The sequence below is a fragment of the Paenibacillus sp. P22 genome, assembly GCF_000469945.2.
In the GTDB taxonomy this organism is placed as follows: Bacteria; Bacillota; Bacilli; order Paenibacillales; family Paenibacillaceae; genus Paenibacillus_O; species Paenibacillus_O humicus.
Window position 1 is genome coordinate 1 of sequence record NZ_CBRA020000119.1, and the last position, 17,469, is coordinate 17,469.

Genomic DNA, 17,469 nt, shown 5'->3' on the forward strand with positions numbered 1-17,469 from the left:
GCCGCTGTCCTCCCCTTCCGGAAGCGCGGCGCTCAGGCGTACATGCTCCGGCCGGACGCCGAGCACGACGCTGCGCAGCGACCGGTCGGTGCCGCCGAGGCGTCGCTCCATCTCCACGGGCAGCGGCAGCTTCATCCGGCGGTTGGCGAAGTAGAGGGTCCCGTCCTCCCGCTGGATCCTGCCGGGGATAAAGTTCATTTGAGGAGAGCCGATGAAGCCCGCCACGAACAGATTGGCCGGCTCGTCGTACAGCTTGCGCGGCGGGGCGACCTGCTGGATGACGCCGTCCTTCATGACGACGATCCGGGTGCCCATCGTCATCGCTTCGACCTGGTCGTGGGTGACGTAGACCGTCGTCCGCTTGAGGTCGCTCTGGAGCTTGATGAGCTCGGCGCGGGTCTGCGCCCGCAGCTTGGCGTCGAGGTTGGACAGCGGCTCGTCCATGAGGAATACCTGCGGCTCCCTGGCGATGGCTCGGCCGAGGGCGACGCGCTGCTTCTGGCCGCCGGACAGCTGGCTCGGCTTGCGCTCCAGCAGATGCGAGATTTCGAGAATCTTGGCCACGCGGTTCACGCGCAGCCCGATTTCATGCTTGGCGGTCTTGCGCAGCTTGAGGCCGAGCGCGATATTTTCGAACACGGACAGGTTGGGGTAAAGGGCGTAGTTCTGGAACACCATGGCGATGTCCCGGTCCTTGGGGGAGACGTAATTGATGAACTTGCCGTCCATGTACAGCTCGCCGCTGCTGATCTCCTCGAGACCGGCCAGCATGCGCAGCGTCGTGGACTTGCCGCAGCCGGACGGCCCGACGAGCACGAGGAACTCGCCCTCCTCGATGGACAGATGAAAATCGTCCACGGCGGGGCGGGCTTCGCCTTTATAGCGTTTGAAGACATGATTGAACGTGATGCTTCCCACTGTTCTCACCTCGCTCTAGACTCTTCTGGATTGCTCTAGAGTCCATGTTAGCGCAAGGCGGGAATGGAAATAATAGGGTGGAATTGGCTTTTGCAGGGGGATATTGGCTGGGGAAGAGAGTTGCGGAACTCAGATTCTCGATCGTATTCTCTCAAGTATAGGCGTCCATGATTCCGGCCAAAAAATTCCGATAGTCAGCCACATAGGATTCGGGCTCGATAATCCTCAAGTCCCGCCCGAAACCCGCTAAAAATTGAAACCCGATCTCGTCTTGAGGCACGCTGATCGTCGCCACCACCTGTTCGGGATTCGAGGCATCGATGCTTTTTCGGCCATACCTTTCCAGCAATTGATCTTGGATGCGGGGGGAAATACGAGCTTTGACGGCAACGAGCCGAGCCTGATAGTCATTTCCCGCGACTGAATGATCCAGATCATTTCGAGGAATAAAGGATTGTTTCTCCGTATTCAAACGATCCGTTCTCGACAGTTTAAACGTTCGATACGCCTGCCGTTCTAAACAAAAGCCCTTCAAGTACCAGCTCATCTCGCTGAAATGAAGCTGGTAAGGCTCCACCGTTCTCTTTGTAGCGAGACCGTTTCGATCCATATAATCAAATGAAACCAGCCTGTTCTGCAGGATGGCCTGCTGGCAAATGTTCAAGATCGGTTGAATCTCCGACCGCCCTTCCCAATCGTAAAAGGACAGATGAATAAACCCTTTGGGAGACACCGGATTCACCATGGACTCAATCTTCTTTATCGTCATCTCCACTTCCTGATGGACCCGAATTTGCCCCAGTCCGCTCAGAGCGACCAACAGATTTTCCAAATCCTTGTGGCTCAAAAGGCGCTTGTCGAGCTTATATTCATTCATGATCCCATAACCGCCATTCACCCCATGAATGGAGTAAATCGGAATATTGGACAGGCCAAGCGTTTCCATATCGCGGAGAATCGTTCTTTTGGACACCTGAAACAGCTTGGCAAATTCGTTCGCTGAAACGACTTCCTTTTGCAGCAGGATCATGACGATGGCAATCAGCCGCTCTATCTTCCCCATTTTTCCCCTCCTCGAATTCGAGCATCGTAGCTGTTCATATGAATTCAAAAACGTCTGTTTCATTTTAATCCCAACTTTTGTTTGGGCGCAGCACAAATAAGTGACAATATAGCTGTCACCTATTATACCTTATGCTGAGTGCATCAAAAGAAGGAGGAATCACCATGTCAGCTGTTGCGTATTTGAATTTTGATGGAAATGCAGGACAAGCGATCGACTTTTATGCCGAAGCGTTCCATGCGACCCAGGTCAAGAAAGTCCAGTTCAAGGATCTTCCCCAAGATCCCAACTACCCGTTGCCGTCAAATGAACAGGAAATGGTGATGGAGTCATCGATCGAGTTTGATGGCGGAAAAATCATGATGTCGGACCTTCTGCCTTCCATGAAGCCGGTAACGGGCGAGCTTGTACAAGGAAACCAGGTGCTGATCAGTCTCGTTATCGAGGATCAAGAAGCTTTGGCCGCATACTTCAACAACCTGTCTGTTGGAGGACAAATCATATTGCCTTTGTCCAGCCAGCCTTGGTCCGCTTGCTTCGGAATGCTGGTGGATCGATTCGGCATGGTCTGGAAGTTCAACAGCGACGCAGACAAGTTTCTTGATTCCGTATTTGCCCATAAAAAATAATAAAAGCGCGGTACCGTCTATGGACGGTTGCCGCGCTTTTTTTTTTTGTTCAAAAAATCAAGGACAGGGAGGATGGATAGGGAAGAATTAAGCCAAATAAAGCGGTTCAGCTGAACGGGGCTATGGGCGAAAAAATACGGAAGGAGCTGCCGCGGCGCATGGTTTTCAACCCTAACATGGAACTTTCAAGCCGCGGTCGCGTCAAAATCCAACCGCAGTCACAAGCCTTCATTAATTTTAACTAGTATTTCCTTCAAGGTTTTCTTTTCCTCTGCGGTAAGGGTTTGAACGATTTGATCCTCGACGCTTTGAAAGGAAGCATTAAATTCTTCGATCAATTCAACGGCTTTGGGCAAAACATATATATTTTTTTGCCGTTCATTATTGGCAGGTATCTTGCGCTCGATAAATCCTCTTTTCTCAAGGCCCTGAAGCATGCTTGTAATACTGGCTCCTCGCACGTGAAACCGATCTGCAAGGTCCTTTTGAATAATAGTTCTATCTTGGTTTTTGTAGATATAGTCGATTATTTTCCCCTGGTGCGCGTTTAAACCCAGCTCTTTGATGCTCTCGTCCGCTCTTTTCTTTAACTTAAGGCCGATAATCTGGAACAAATCCAGATAAGGCGTATCCTTGCGGGGTTTCATGATGGTACCCCCTCAAATTATTAGAAGGCTAATTGTCGGTAAATAGACTATACAGAAAACAAGCTGACGCGTCAAATTAAAGTTAGTTTATTGACAGTTAGCTTTCTAACTTTTATACTTCTAATTGTTACACTGCCATGCAGCTGTCAGGCCAAGGAGGAATAAGAATGAAGAATGCAGTTCAACACGTTCCGTCAGAAAAAGTGACTGCCATTACGAATGCGCGTATTTTCGATGGGGAAAGAGTAATCGAGTCAAGGAGCGTTGTCATCAAAGGAGAAACCATCCTTGCGGTGGGCGGCGACATTCCGGCGAATGCTACTATCATCGATGCCAACAATGCGACATTACTGCCCGGCTTAATTGATGCGCATGTCCACACTTCCATCGGCGGTTTGCGGGATGCCTTGAATTTCGGCGTGACGACAGAACTCGAGATGAACGGCGACTTTACGGAGAGAGGACGCGCAATCCAATTGAAAAATGCAGAGGACGTCGCCGATGTCCGTTCTGCAGGCACGGCGATAACCGCCCCGGGCGGCCATCCGGATGAATTGCTTCCGGATGGGGATGAGATCCCGGAATTCGTGTTAAAGGAATTGGAGAAGCTTGCAAAGGAAGACCGGGAAGCTATGCTGGCCGCATACGCCCACGATCACGAAGAAGTTCCGCAAGTAACGACGGTGGAAGAAGCCATCAAACATGTGCATACACAAGTAGAGAATGGCGCCGACTATATCAAAATCATGATTGAAGAAGGCACCGTCATGGGTGCTCCTGGCCTGCCGGTTTTAAGCGACGAGATTCTACGTGCAGCCGTGGAAGAAGCCCATAAGTTCGGCAAAATCGTCATCGCCCACGTCTTGACTGCTCATTCTTCGCAAACCGCCATCGATCTTGGAGTCGACGGATTGGGCCACCTGTTTGTCGACAGGCCTGAATACACGTCGGAGTTAGTGCAATCCATCGTCGATTCCGGCGCGTTTGTTATACCGTGCTTGGTGTTGAACTCATCCATTCTCGGGAATCCAGCAACCGATTTGGCGAATGATCCGCGTGTTTATTCCAACTTAAGTCCGGAATGGATCGATATTCTGAACTCTAGCTTCCATACTTTCCCGCAAGGCAAAATGGAAAACAGCTTCAAAAACGTGATGGATCTTCACCATGCAGGAGTGGATATTCTTGTCGGTACGGATGTCGCCCCCGTTCCCGTTCCGAATCTTGGCGGCCTGGCTCATGGAGCCAGCGTGCATCATGAATTGCAGCTGCTCGTTACGGCTGGATTCACTCCCATAGAAGCGCTTCAGTCGGCTACCTCGAAACCGGCCCGTCGGTTCGGTCTTGAGGATCGCGGACGTATTATCGAAGGAGCGCGCGCTGACCTCGTCCTGGTCAATGGCGATCCGACAACCACTATCTCGGATACCCTGTCCATTCAAGCCGTATGGTTCAAAGGCGTGCAGAAACGAAGTTGATCGTTGTTACTCCTGTTCTAACAAATTATATGTAGTCAAAAACGAACAGCAGGGCCCTCCGCTTCGAAGAGGGCCCTGCTGTTCGTTTTTGTAATTCAACTGCCAGCCGATTGACGCCGTCTGAAAAGGCACGTTTAAAGACGAGGATGGACAATGGCGTCCATCCATCTTCACTTTCATATGGCCGTTTCATCTATAAAGCGAAACCAAAAAAGGCTTCCGGGTCTCGGCCACCCTCGGTCCCGTAAACAAGGAACGTGGAATTCATTGTCGGGATACATCCGCTCCGACTAACCTCATCACGGCTGGCAGCAAGCTGCCATCACTCGTTGGGAATTGTTGATGCATGAACTAGTCATGATTCAACTGCCTCCTGTGATTTTTTCTTGAATTGGCCTTTGTTTACTTACTTTGCTCCAATTCCTTCATTATCGACTCGCTTTCAATATCGACATTTGGCATCACATTATCGAGCCATTTAGGCAGGTACCAGGCGGACCTTCCAAGCAAAGCCATGATCGCAGGAGCTAAGGTCATCCGAATCAAGAATGAGTCCACCAAAACACCGAAAGTAAGTGCAAAGCCCATTACTTTAATCATCGGATCGTCAGCAAATATAAAGGCGCCAAATACAAAAATCATGATTAGTCCCGCTTCAGTCACGACTCGGCCGCTCAGTCCCATTCCTGGCTAGGATCACGATAGCTCCACCGAAAAGAGGAAGTGCAAATTGTCGCCAAATCATTGAGTGAACTTGAATAGACCCTTTAGTCTTGAATTGATTCATACTCAAATCTTTGCTGTGCCGGACTTCAATCTAGCCCGAAATCCCACTATTTTTCGCTGTCACTTATGATACGATACACCGCAATGTATCTAAGCACAAAGTACGGTTGACCATAACGTATACATCCGCATATAAAACAAAACCATTCCCAATTACGGAGTGGTTTCTTTGAAAAGTACTTCACTATGTTCGAACTTTTATTCTCAATCAAGTCAACTACGCATTTGTATCTAACATTGTTGGGATAGTGATTTCTTTTACGCAAGAAGCTTTAGAAAGGTTCATTACGCATTTAACCAAAGAAACCATATCTTGAAGAGGAATCTGTGTGCCGCCATATGTTGAGAGGACTTTTTCGACTCCATCCTCCAATGGAATTTGGGTTGCAATCTCACCAGGATTTATACAAGTTACACCGATTCCATATTTCTTTACATACTCTCTCATGGAATTTCCAATACCACGCAAACCAAACTTAGAAGCTGCAAATGAAACTTGTGTAAAATCGTTATGTTCAAGACCTGCCGTAGAACCAATCAAGAAAATTTTGGCGTTATCTGACTTTTTGAGATTCGGTAAAAGCTTCTGGATACAGGTAATCGCAGAAGTAACATTAATATTGATGATATTGGCAATCTCCGCTGGATCATCTTGCTCAAAATTATAGTCGTCTCGAAACCCTTTACTCTCCCATATCCCTACATTGTATATTAATACGTCTATAGCAATATCATTTAATGCACTCGTAATCAACTTGCTTGCATCAGGATTCGCTAAATCCGCCTCGATCCAATATTTCAGAATACCATCTTCAACGTTTAAACTGCTAGGGTAAGTTCTAGAAACCACCCAAACCTGATCGCCATGTTCGGGTAATCCCTTGACGAATGCCTCACCTAATCCTTTACTTGCTCCGAAGATAATGAAATTTTTCATGAGTTATCCTTTCGATACGATTTTTTTATAATTATATCTAGTAATCACCGCTCATGAGAACAGTGTCTCATTTAAATAATAATCACTATTTTTATATGGCTACTTATCCCGAATCAACGAAGCATCCAAATACTCTCTCCCCAAATAACCACTCAGAGGACAGGACGGTAACGAACTTATAACATTTTTCAACTCTGTTCCTTTCTCATGAGACCAAATTTCAAAAATCAAAGTCTTCTTTAGTTGATGCTACTCTGGGGAGTCCGTCACCCCCGTTAGAACCTCAAAAGCATAAATCTCATATCGCCAAACTTGCCTACAGATTGGTATCTACCTGTCTTCAAGCGGACGCAGTGCGTTTATTAGGTGATTTATTTCAGTTATGCTATATAATATTGTGGTTTAAAGCACGTCCCACATGCATTGGGAACTTCCCCTAAAACGATGTATCAGGTCTTTCGGCACTGTGGTACGACTCTCCGCGCTGTCCGTCTATCGTCCATATAAAGACAAAATACCAGCCGCTTTTTCAATTAAATGTTCTCTGATATGCGAAGGGCTCAAACATTCGCAGTGATTGGTAAATCTTAATAAGGAGTCATAACCTTGCTCATTATCTTCCAATAAAATTGTTGCAGTGTACCAGCCATCCGTATAAGAAACAATACAACCTTCACCATAATAATCTATCATCTTCTTTTTAATATTCTCATTAAATCTAATTTGAACGTTTATCCATGATGCTTCTTTGGAGAATGATGCATCCATCTCATCGATTTCAAAGTTGCTCGGGACAAATGTAGTCTCTGAAAGAGATATATTAGATATCCGGTAAACTCTAAATGTTCGAAACACCTGCTTTGTCCGACAAAAGCCTTGCAAGTACCAATGATTTCCCTTGTGAACAAGTCGATACGGCTCGACTTCACGGTTGGACGTCCTTCCCTGTGCGTTGCAATATTCAAAATGTACTATTTTCTGCTGATCCAAAGCTTTATGCACGCATTCTAGAAATTGCTCCAAACGAGCGTCTGCATACCACGGCGTCAGGTCAATGACGATTTGTTCCGTTTGTCTTTCAACCAACGATAATTGATTACGAGGCACCATACCTTTGACTTTGATAATGGCATTTTTGGATTGCTCGTCTTTTAATACAGATTGAACGCCTGACAAGCCAATAAGCATCGTACGAATGTCCTTGTTTGTGAAAAGCTTTTTATCTACTTTATATTCTTCCAGAATACCGATGCCGCCCTGACGTCCAGGGTAGGTTATGATCGGAATACCCGCCTGATTGATAGCTTCAACATCGCGGTAAATCGTACGGGTAGTCACTTCCAAAATTGCGGCCAGCTCTTTAGCATCCACTTTTCTGCGTTGCATGAGAAGCATAATAATGGAGATTAATCGGTCGATCCTCATCCTTTCACCCCCTCTACCCTTTAAAACATGACATAATGTTGTCAAGTTTTCCATGTTACAATCAAATCCAATTCTGTCATTGGAGGTTGAGCCGAATGAACGAGAACCAAATGCTGCAACCTGAGAACCATACCATTACCCCCTGGGTCACTACAAAAAGCACAGAAAAATTGATTGCTTTTTTGGCTTCCGCATTTAATGCACAGGAACTTGGCCGGGTATACAATGCTGACGGAAGCATAGGTCATGCAGAGGTGCGCATCGGCGATTCAAAGATTCTAATGTTCGATTCTCCTGCCGAATGGCCGTCGTTTCCTTGCTTGATCCGTCTGTATGTGGGTGACAGCGATGAAATTTTTGCTCAGGCCATCAAGGCCGGCGCTACATCCATGACGAGAGTGATAACCCAGGCATGGGGGGAACGAGGCGGAAGAGTAGTTGATCCGTTCGGGAATATATGGTGGATAACATCCAAAATAGAGGACGTTAGTCCTGAAGAAATGATAGAGCGGTCAAAACAGCAAGAGTATATTGATGCTATGGAATATGCCCAGAAGAGCTTTAACTCATTTTTGACGGATGTGGAAAAGAGCTGAAAGACCCATTTTGGACTTTTTCAGGAGCAACTAATGAGTCGAATCCGAAGGCCACACTCGCCCGCTCCTTTGGGTGTCTAAGCGGTAATCGGAATATTTGCTCCGGAAAAATTCACGGCCAAGCTGCTCGGCGGCGGTAACCGGAGAACTTGGGTCATTCACCACCTCGCCGCGGCTGTTGCCGAAGCCTCGCACGACACCAACAAATTCGGAGTCTGTGTAGCGGGAATACTCCTGAATTTGATGGATAATGCCGAGCGAGGCGCCCGGATAAGTCTCCTCGGAAGCCAGCGCAAGGCCAATGCGCTTGCGGGACATCCTCTCCATAACATGGGCCGATTCCGAGTACGACGCTGCATAATAGCAGAATGTGCGATCGAAGAACGCTTTTGTCTGAGCCGATAAGCCGTACCAGTACACCGGGGAACAGAACACCACACCGTCGGCCGGTAGAAAGTCATCGAAAAACAGCGTCCGGTACTGGTCGGCAATAGCGCACTCGCTGTCCGGAAGACGACAGGTCCGGCAATCATGGAGAAAGCTTGAAATGTACGAGTCAATGAACCGCAACGATACCTGAGTCCTCACCTGCTCCGCCCCACGCTGAACAGCTGCTGCAAGCGCGGCAGAATTCCCTTTGCGTCGCGGGCTGCCAACGAGGATAAGCAGCTTTGGTGAATGGTTATTCAATTCTATTTCCCCTTTCCAATGCGGTTTTAGGTTCAACGCTTTTCTTATCCTCATTGTAATAATGAAATTGCAAATTGAATAATGATCGATATTGATATTTGTATCATTATTTCTGATATCCCTTTGGAGGAGAAACCGTGGAACTGATTGATCTCAAAGTATTTTTGAGCATTGCAGAAGAAGGCAGTATTTCGCGGGCAGCTGAACGATTGGAGTACGTGCAGTCGAATGTTACCGCGCGAATCCGTAAGCTGGAGTCTGAATTGGGGGTAGCGTTGTTCCACAGACATTCCAAAGGCGTCACACTATCTGAAAAGGGGATCGTATTACGCAAATATGCGCTAACGATTATGAATTTGTCCGAAGAAGCGGTTAAAGAGGTCCGGGAGACATCTTATCCAAGCGGCCCCTTAGCGATCGGCGTTGTAGAGACCGTTACGTGCGGAAATTTTATGAACATCTTATCAGATTTTCAATTGCAATACCCGGATGTATCGCTTTCCCTAATAACTGGAACCTCATCGGAGCTTCTTGCAAAGGTACTAAACTATCAATTGGATGGCGCCTTCATCACTGGCGATATCAAGTCGCCTCAGTTGATTTGTGAATATACGATGCAGGAGCAGGTCAAGCTGCTGACCCAAAAAACAGATGAGGTTTACCCGGACCTGTCGAAGACGAAATGGGCTGTTTTTCCGAAGGGATGTCCATTCAGGGCTATTTTGGAGGAGTGGCTTGGCAGCAAAGGAACACCTCTGGTGAAGATGATTGAAATCAGCTCGTTGGAAACGCTGCTGAGTTGTGTGCGGTCCGGTCTTGCTGCTACGCTGCTGCCTCAATCCGTGCTGACTGGAGCCTACAAGTCGCTGGGTGCATTCACGCTTCCGGCAGCGTTCAGGTGTACGCAGACAAACCTGGTTCGCCGGAATGCTCCATTTTCCAGTAAAGCTTTGACAGCTTTCGTAGAAATGGTGAAGATCGCTGGCCTTGATTGAAATTTATTTATGCCAGGCCGTCTGTGTCGCTACTCTAAGTTCTGTCATTTCGCAAGGAAGGATAGGTAGTTCTCCTCTTTCAAACTCACCCGATACGGCCAGTTGAGGAAGAAATGCAATTCCGATGCCGGACATTGCGCATTGTTTTATTGCTTCAGCACTTGAAAATTCCAAATTCATATGTAATCTAACGATTCCTTCCCGAGCTAATGCCTGATCGAAAATCAATTCTGTTTTAGGAGGGACTTTATCATGGAATATGAAATTTTGGAGCTAGGCGATTATACCCTGCAGTCAGGTGCAGTGCTGAATAACGCTTTTCTCGCATACAAAACTTATGGGACTTTGAATGCTGAGAAGAACAATGTTATTTTGTATCCTACAGCTCTGGGCGATACCCATCGAAGCAATGAATGGTTGATCGGCGAAGGTATGGCACTGGATCCAAATAAATACTTTATTATGGTTCCAAATCTGTTAGGAAACGGCTTGTCTTCATCCCCTAGCAACATGGAAATACCGTCAGATAAGAACTCATTTCCTCTCATTACGATCTATGACAATGTGCGAATACAGCACCATCTCATGATGTACAAACTAGGGATTAAGAAGATTGCTCTGGTCACAGGCTGGTCATTAGGAGCTATGCAAGCCTTTGAATGGGGAGCCGCTTATCCCAATATGGTTCAACGGATAGCACCTTTTAACGGAACAGCCAAGACTTGGCCTCACACCTATGCCTTCTTTGAAGGTGTAAAGGCTCCACTGGAGACTGACGACACGAGCACAAGCTTACGAACCGTAGGACGTATTTACGCCGGATGGGGACTCTCGCATGCGTTCTATCGTAATAGCTGCTACAAGGAGCTAGGGTACGATTCATTAGATGAGTTTATTGCCGGTTTCTGGGAGCAAAACTTTCTTGCGCTTGACCCTTGCAACTTATTGGCAATGATTCGGACAGGGCAACATGCCGACATCAGCAATAATCCCTTGTACAAGGGTGATTTCAATCAGGCACTCCAAAGCATCAAGGCCCAAGCCTGCATTATGCCAGGAAAAACAGATCTCTATTTTACGCACGATGATAGCATGTACGAAGCCGATCATATGCCGAACGCATGCATACATCCAATAGACTCCATTTGGGGACATTTTGCTGGAAGGGGTATTCATCAGCCTGATATCTCTTTTATTAATGATGCACTAAATAATCTTCTGTCCAATTGAATTTCATAAATCAATAGCCTTGCTGGGCTTGAGGTTCAGAGAAGGTTGTACTCCCTATGTACAGTACTCGCCAGAAAGAGCTGTTTTTCTTGGAAGAACTATTTATTAGAAATGTCGCCTAAAGACATTTACGCTCTAGTGTTTGAAACTCTAGACACTACATCCTTCTTAAAAGTGGTGGCCAAAAAGAATTGAAAAGATACGGTAAATGTCTCAATTTGGTCATCAATCATCTTGTAATGAATGCGACATAACCGAATTAAGCTATCATAAGTATCCATTTCATCTTTAGGACGGTTTTGACCATGTCTAGGCCCATTCTTCTGTCCAGAAAGAATATGGCATTCCTCGCCGACAATGGACGAATCATCTTTCTCAGTCTCATCAATAATTAGTTCTAGCTTGCTTGCATATGGAACATCTATTTCCTGATCTACCCCATAATACTTTCTAGTCTTATCTGAGATCGACATGAAATTATCGATGACTTCCCATAAATATGAGTTCGACTGATGTCCTACACTTAAGAGCCGTTCATTATAACTATTATTTCGCCCCGTGTCCTTAATGGAACAAGCTGCTCGCGGTCAGTACAATCATACCGTTAAATTGGAAAACATGATCTTATTGGGTCGCACAACAATCCCCCTACAGTCCATCTCTAGGGGGATAAGCTATCTTATACCTTCTTCCATCACTCCTACAATCAATCCTCTCCCCCCTTTTTTGTCACTCAAACTTTTCGCCGTCACTTATGGTAGGGTTCACTACTCTTAATCTTAAACTGGACCCCGCGTAACTTAACTACTGAGTATTGAGCACTCTCGGTATGCTCGTTGTCATTCCATATAGCAACACTTCCGAGCAACCTAGGTTTATGTTTGTAAAGAAAAAAGCCCGCTTTTATGCGGACTTGAAATCATTATGGTGTTCCAACCGTGTGCATTTGCTGAGTGCAGCTATCTTAATCGTCCATATAGTTATTTCCGCAACAATATCCCGGCACCCAACCTAAAACCCGCTTCGCCCGCTCATTGCTGAACAGCGGCTCCCGCCCTGTCAGCTCCTTCTTAAACTCCTTCACCTCGGGATAATAATTCTTCACCAGCTCCGCCGTATCCAGCTCGCTCAGCGTATCATCCCCGGTTATATTCAGCACTTCCGCTCCCTGGATCCCCTCCGCCGTCAAGGCCAGAACACAAGCCGCGGCGGCGTCCCGTAGATCTACATAACTCCAAAGGATCTTCCGAAAAGCCTCCGGCCGCTTCATCGCCTCCCGCAAATGATCATGCTCCTGCGGAGCCGCGATCAGGGAGAATCGGAGGCTGACGACCTCCAGCCCGCTGCGGCGGCTGAACATCGCCGCCGTCTGCTCGTTCAGCGTCTTGGACAGGCCGTAGCCTTCCTGGGCCAGATGGGGATGATCCTCATCGACTGGCAGATAAGCCGGCGCAAAGGGCTTCTCCGCCCACGCGAAGCCATAGCAGGACGTGCTCGATCCCATGACAACTCGATTAATTCCAAGCAGCGAAGCAGCCTCCAAAATGTTGAAGCCCCCGATGACGTTGATGGCGAAGATATGGTTATGCGGGAACCCGACCGGCGCCGGTATCGCTGCCAGATGGACGATGCCCTCCGCTCCGCGCAGGGCGCTCATCACCTGCCCCAAATCGTTCATGTCTACCTGAAGCTGCCTGCAAGGCAGCTTATCCGAAATGCGGCTATCCAGCGAAACGACGTCGAATTCGGCTTCCTTCAGCTGGCGCACGACCTCCGAGCCCAGCTTGCCGCTGCCTCCCGTTACCGCGACTGTTTTCATGTGGCGCCTCCTCTTCGCTTGTCCCCGCACTTCAGCCCGATCTGTACAGCTGCTCAAAAAAACATCGTGTAGAGCGGGTCTGCCTGGCTGACGTTCTTCACCGTACTTGAATGCTCCTACTCCAAGAAACAGCCGCCATCAAGGCCGTACCAGCGTCCCATCCGCCTTGCGGTCCAGCGCATACGGATGATGGTACTTCGAGCTGTCCCAGCCTTTGCGCAGCAGGCCCGCAGCTTGGACTTCATCCAGCTCCAGTCCGAGTCCCGGCTTGTCGTTCGGATACAGGTAGCCGCCTTTTCGCTCGATCAATCCCGGAAAAGCTTCCCGCTCCTCCGGCCGGAAATGGTTCACCTCCTGAATGCCGAAGTTCCACAGCGCCATGTCCAGATGGACCGCCGCCGCCTGGTTGACGGGATCGTTCTCCCCGCCCTCCTGCCAGGCGGTGCGGACGCCAAACGCCTCTGCGACGGCGGCGATTTTGCGGCAGGCGCTGATGCCGCCCGCCTTGGACAGGCGGACGCGGATGAAGTCGATCAGCCGCTCGGAGATCAGGGGCAGCCACTCCTGCACGTTGGTGAACTGCTCGCCTACCGCTTGGGGCGTGGAGCAGGAAGCCCGCAGATGGCGGTACCAGCCAAGCTGTTCAGGCGGAAGCGCGTCCTCCAGGAAAAACAATCGATAAGGATCCAGATTCCGCGCCAGCTGGATCGCCTGGACCGGAGACAGATGCTCATGCACGTCATGCGTGAACTGCGCATCCGGCCCGAACTCCAGCCGCAGCCCCTCGAACATCCGGGGTATGGCGGACACATAGGCCTGCTCGTCGAAAACCTGATTCCTCGACCATGCATTCTCTGGCAGCCGAGCACGCGAGGCGTCGATGAAGCCGCCGCCCCCGTAGCCGCCCATCTGCACGCGGATAACGGTGTAGCCCTCCTCGATGAAGCGATGCACGTCTTCCTTGAGCTCGGCTAGATCTCGCCCGCCCGCATGCCCGTAGCAAGGCACGGCCGCACGGGCCGCTCCTCCGAGCAGCTGGTACACCGGCAAGCCCGCTTCCTTTCCTTTGATGTCCCACAGCGCCATGTCGATGCCGCCGACGGCCGTCTGCAGGATGCCGCCGCTGCGCCAGTAGGCGCTGAGGCTCATCACATTCCACAGATCCTCGATGTTGGCGGCGTCCTTGCCGATCAGCAGCGGCTTCAGCAGCTGCTCGATCACCTGCACGACCGCCTCCGGGTTGTACAGATCCGAGGCGGAGCCAAGCCCGTACAGCCCGTCCTGGTCGGTGACGACCTTCACGATCGTCCAGCAGCCGTTCTCTCTCGTGCGGATGCACTGGATATCCCTGATCCTGGCCATTGCGATCCCTCCTTACGGACGGCGAATGCCGACCGTGACGATCTTGGCCGGTCCGACAGCCTGGATGAACTCCCCTTGGGAGCTTGCCAGAGCCGCGCCGACTTCTTCCATGATTGTGCTCTCATACATCGGGTTGTCCACGTCATCCATGATCGAGCTTTCATTGAAAGGAATATCCGCAGCACATGCGGCCGCATCGTGATTACGGCAACCCGACGGGCCCGTACCATCCATACTCATTCCCTCGGACAAATCCGCTCCCTCAAGGAGTATGGACTTGACCTTAAGAGCGGTCTCTTCCCCCTTTACGTTGAACACGCGCAGGAACAGGTCGTCGCTGTCCTCGCCCGCCTTGAGCGCGCTGAACGCGAGGCCTTCGCCATGCCAAGCGACCATCTCCCGCGAAGCCGGGAGGGCTCCGCCATGCTCGCCGGTCTGGACCGCCGTCCACGGCACCGGGAACTGGTACGCCTCGACGAAGGCTCCCGACTCCGCAACATCGCCGTCATGGACGATGAGCTTCATTTCCAGCGTGTGCACGCCCAGGCATTGAGCTTCCGGTGTCGGGAAGACGCCCCAATCGCCGAGCTCCCGCGTGCCGCGCAGCAGCGTCACGGCGAGCGTCGAGCCTTCCTCCAGCGCCTCATACTCGTTCAGGCCGATGTTGGCGACGGTCAGTCCGGCCGAGCCGTCGCTGATGCTGACGAACGCGTTCTGATGCTGGGCGTTGCTCGGATTGGTCCAGGCCGACTCCGGCTTGATCGGACGGCGGGCCAGCTCGTAGATGGAATCCGCCGTCACGGCGTCCGCCGCAAGTCCCGTCGGGAACAGCATGCGGATCCGATGGTCGCGGACCGTGTTGTCGACCGTGCTGGAGATCGCGACCGAGCGCGAACCCCGCTCCAGCGCCAGTCTCGTGACGATCTTCACCTCAGCCGTCTCCTCTACGCGCCGGGACTTGCGGCAGCGGAACGGAACCATGGACGCGACCTCCCGGTCCAGCGTCTCGTCCGCTCCGGCCGGCAGCTGCCAGCGGTGGACGATTTCCAGCACGGCCCGCACAGCCGTATGCTCCGCAACACGAACCTCCGCCTGAAGTTCCCGGGTCGTCAGCGGCTGCTCGCCGTCCGGCTGCCGGTACATGTACTCGTTGCCGATGTCGCCCGTATCCTCGTAAACGCCGAGACCGGCATAAACGCGGCCGTTCCCTTTATCCGTCAGCGTAAAGGAGCCGTCCTCGGCAACCTCGATACGAACCTGCCCATTTTCAATGACGCGTCCCGATGCAGCCAAGCCGCCGCTGTCATGCAAAGCCACCGTCCCTACCCCGGAAGGCACAACCGCATACGTCCGGTACCCGATGCCAGGCAGCGGCTCGGCATGCAGCTCGGCCTCGACGCGGTACGCCCAGTACGGCTGGCGGAAGCGGTCATCCGGCAGGTCGTAGCCGAATTCCAGGCCGACCTTGCGCAGCTCGGCCGGAACCTGCCTCCCCGCCTCATCGACGACGATCCAATCGTCGAGACTCAACGACTCGAACGCCGGCTCCAGCTCGCCATACCGCTCATGCGGCTGACGATGGTCGAAGTAAAACCGCTCCAGGTCGACCGCCGCCTTCACTACGCCTCCCCGGGCATGGCCCGACGTGTTGAACACGACGAACGGACGCGAACCTTCGCGGAAGCCGGACGTGTCCACCTGTGCAGCCAGCCACTCCGCGCTGCGCCGCGCGACAGCCTCCGCGACCTGCCCCGCCTTGGCGAAGCGGGTCATCATCTCGCGATGGACCTCGTCCACGCTGCAGCCGCAGATGCTGTCATGCGGATGGTTCTGCAGCAGCGTTTTCCAGGCGTACAGCAGCTCTTCCCGCGGATAGGCGGCGCCTGCGAGCATCGCCATCGCCGACAGCGGCTCCGCCACCTTCTCCAGCAGCGTCTGCACACGCGCGTTGGCCTGCTTGATGTACACCCTCGCCGAGGCGGTGTTCACGAGCGTGATCCAGCCGTCCGTGAACTGGCTGCGCAGCTCGCCCTTGACGACGTCGAGATTGCCCGGCAGCTCCGCCTCCAGCGCCGCGACGTACTGAGGGAGGCTCGACTGCCGGAACTCGACGTCCGGCCTGATCTCCGCGGCCGTGCGAAGCGCCTCGGACAGATCCTTCTGCAGCGGCTGATGGTCGCAGCCGTTCATGAACAGCAGCTGGTCCGTCGAGGCGAACGTTTCCGCGTCCGCCAGCTTGCGCTGCCAGTACTCCCGGGCAGCCTCCTGCTCGACCGGAATTTCCACCCCGTTGTTGTACCACCCCGCGAACAGGATCGCCAGCACCCGCGTGCCGTCCGGCGACTCCCAGTGCATCTCGGAGAACCGGGACGTATGCTCGCCGCCCTCCTGCACCTCGTTGTTGAAGCCGACCGGCTTGACTCCCCGCCCGTATACGGCCGTCGTGATGCCGGCTTGGGAGATGAGCTGCGGAGCCTGCCCCATGTTGCCGAAGGAATCGGGGAAATACCCGATGCGGGCGACGCCGCCGAATTTCTCCGACGCCTTGATGCCGATGAGCAGGTTGCGCGCATTGGCCTCGCTGCTCACGAGGAACTCGTCCTGGAGAATGTACCATGGGCCGACGACGAGCCGGCCCTGCCGGACGAGCTCCCTCACCTCCGCCTCCCGCCCGGGCCTCACGGCCAAATAATCCTCCAGCACGATGTACTGCCCGTCGAGATGGAAGCTGCCGAAGTCCGGATCGTCCCGGAACGTCTCGATCAGATCGTCCATCAGCTGCACGAGCTGCAGCCGGTGCGTCTCGAACGGGAGATACCACTCCCGGTCCCAATGCGAATGCGCGATGACATGCGCTGTTTTCGTCTTCATTTCGCCGATCATCCTATCTCTGT

The 17,469-nt window shown here is 51.5% G+C and carries 16 protein-coding genes and 1 pseudogene; 5 read left to right on the forward strand and 12 right to left on the reverse strand.

Annotation, left to right across the window (positions count from 1 at the left end; all coding sequences use genetic code 11):
* Both BN871_RS16550 and BN871_RS16555 read right to left on the reverse strand, forming a co-directional pair.
* On the reverse strand, nt 1-918 hold a 918-nt coding region (locus BN871_RS16550), incomplete at its 3' end, for an ABC transporter ATP-binding protein (protein WP_048747443.1).
* 151 nt (nt 919-1,069) lie between these two features.
* The gene (locus BN871_RS16555) at nt 1,070-1,981 is read right to left on the reverse strand and encodes a YafY family protein (RefSeq protein WP_048747445.1); all 912 of its coding nucleotides are present in this window, start codon (nt 1,979-1,981) and stop codon (nt 1,070-1,072) included.
* 164 nt (nt 1,982-2,145) lie between these two features.
* On the opposite strand from BN871_RS16555, the gene BN871_RS16560 reads away from it, so the two are divergent.
* A complete protein-coding gene (locus BN871_RS16560; protein WP_048747447.1) occupies nt 2,146-2,610 on the forward strand; it encodes a VOC family protein in 465 nt (154 codons plus the stop codon).
* A 218-nt stretch (nt 2,611-2,828) separates the two neighbouring features.
* Here the strand turns inward: BN871_RS16560 and BN871_RS16565 are convergent, their stop codons facing one another.
* Nucleotides 2,829-3,257, reverse strand: a complete 429-nt coding sequence (locus BN871_RS16565; RefSeq protein WP_048747449.1) for a MarR family winged helix-turn-helix transcriptional regulator — start codon at nt 3,255-3,257, stop codon at nt 2,829-2,831.
* A 167-nt stretch (nt 3,258-3,424) separates the two neighbouring features.
* Between BN871_RS16565 and BN871_RS16570 the strand changes: the two genes are divergently transcribed.
* Nucleotides 3,425-4,735, forward strand: coding sequence for an amidohydrolase family protein (locus BN871_RS16570; RefSeq protein ID WP_048747451.1), 1,311 nt, complete (start codon nt 3,425-3,427; stop codon nt 4,733-4,735).
* 402 nt (nt 4,736-5,137) lie between these two features.
* On the opposite strand, the pseudogene BN871_RS16575 reads toward BN871_RS16570, so the two are convergent.
* The 3 genes and pseudogenes from BN871_RS16575 to BN871_RS16585 form a co-directional block, all read right to left on the reverse strand.
* Nucleotides 5,138-5,422: pseudogene (locus BN871_RS16575) on the reverse strand (MMPL family transporter); the annotation flags it as partial.
* Nucleotides 5,423-5,738: 316 nt separating this feature from the next.
* Nucleotides 5,739-6,458 (reverse strand): SDR family oxidoreductase, encoded by a 720-nt coding sequence (locus BN871_RS16580; protein WP_021878020.1) that lies wholly within the window; start codon nt 6,456-6,458, stop codon nt 5,739-5,741.
* 492 nt (nt 6,459-6,950) lie between these two features.
* Nucleotides 6,951-7,883 (reverse strand): YafY family protein, encoded by a 933-nt coding sequence (locus tag BN871_RS16585; RefSeq protein WP_048747453.1) that lies wholly within the window; start codon nt 7,881-7,883, stop codon nt 6,951-6,953.
* Between the two features lie 95 nt (nt 7,884-7,978).
* Here BN871_RS16585 and BN871_RS16590 point away from each other — a divergent pair, with 95 nt between their 5' ends.
* Nucleotides 7,979-8,479 carry a VOC family protein gene (locus BN871_RS16590; RefSeq protein ID WP_048747455.1) on the forward strand — a complete coding sequence of 167 codons (501 nt, stop codon included), beginning with the start codon at nt 7,979-7,981 and terminating at the stop codon, nt 8,477-8,479.
* Nucleotides 8,480-8,509: 30 nt separating this feature from the next.
* Here the strand turns inward: BN871_RS16590 and BN871_RS16595 are convergent, their stop codons facing one another.
* The gene (locus tag BN871_RS16595; protein WP_232313131.1) at nt 8,510-9,205 is read right to left on the reverse strand and encodes a flavodoxin family protein; all 696 of its coding nucleotides are present in this window, start codon (nt 9,203-9,205) and stop codon (nt 8,510-8,512) included.
* 101 nt (nt 9,206-9,306) lie between these two features.
* On the opposite strand from BN871_RS16595, the gene BN871_RS16600 reads away from it, so the two are divergent.
* Nucleotides 9,307-10,164, forward strand: a complete 858-nt coding sequence (locus BN871_RS16600; RefSeq protein ID WP_021878024.1) for a LysR family transcriptional regulator — start codon at nt 9,307-9,309, stop codon at nt 10,162-10,164.
* Between the two features lie 3 nt (nt 10,165-10,167).
* On the opposite strand, the gene BN871_RS30275 is transcribed toward BN871_RS16600, so the two are convergent.
* Nucleotides 10,168-10,392 (reverse strand): LysR substrate-binding domain-containing protein, encoded by a 225-nt coding sequence (locus tag BN871_RS30275; protein ID WP_198156147.1) that lies wholly within the window; start codon nt 10,390-10,392, stop codon nt 10,168-10,170.
* 24 nt (nt 10,393-10,416) lie between these two features.
* On the opposite strand from BN871_RS30275, the gene BN871_RS16605 reads away from it, so the two are divergent.
* Nucleotides 10,417-11,394: an alpha/beta fold hydrolase gene (locus tag BN871_RS16605; RefSeq protein ID WP_048747459.1), complete on the forward strand. Its 978-nt coding sequence runs from the start codon at nt 10,417-10,419 to the stop codon at nt 11,392-11,394.
* A gap of 128 nt (nt 11,395-11,522) precedes the next feature.
* On the opposite strand, the gene BN871_RS16610 is transcribed toward BN871_RS16605, so the two are convergent.
* From BN871_RS16610 to BN871_RS16625, 4 genes are all read right to left on the reverse strand, one after another.
* Entirely contained in the window at nt 11,523-11,867 is a 345-nt protein-coding gene (locus BN871_RS16610) for a hypothetical protein (protein ID WP_049867755.1), read from the reverse strand.
* Nucleotides 11,868-12,358: 491 nt separating this feature from the next.
* Entirely contained in the window at nt 12,359-13,213 is an 855-nt protein-coding gene (locus BN871_RS16615; RefSeq protein WP_048747462.1) for an NAD(P)-dependent oxidoreductase, read from the reverse strand.
* Nucleotides 13,214-13,351: 138 nt separating this feature from the next.
* Nucleotides 13,352-14,575 (reverse strand): enolase C-terminal domain-like protein, encoded by a 1,224-nt coding sequence (locus BN871_RS16620; RefSeq protein WP_048747464.1) that lies wholly within the window; start codon nt 14,573-14,575, stop codon nt 13,352-13,354.
* Between the two features lie 12 nt (nt 14,576-14,587).
* Complete coding sequence (locus BN871_RS16625; RefSeq protein ID WP_048747466.1) at nt 14,588-17,446, reverse strand: alpha-mannosidase; 2,859 nt, start codon at nt 17,444-17,446, stop codon at nt 14,588-14,590.
* Nucleotides 17,447-17,469: the final 23 nt, after the last annotated feature.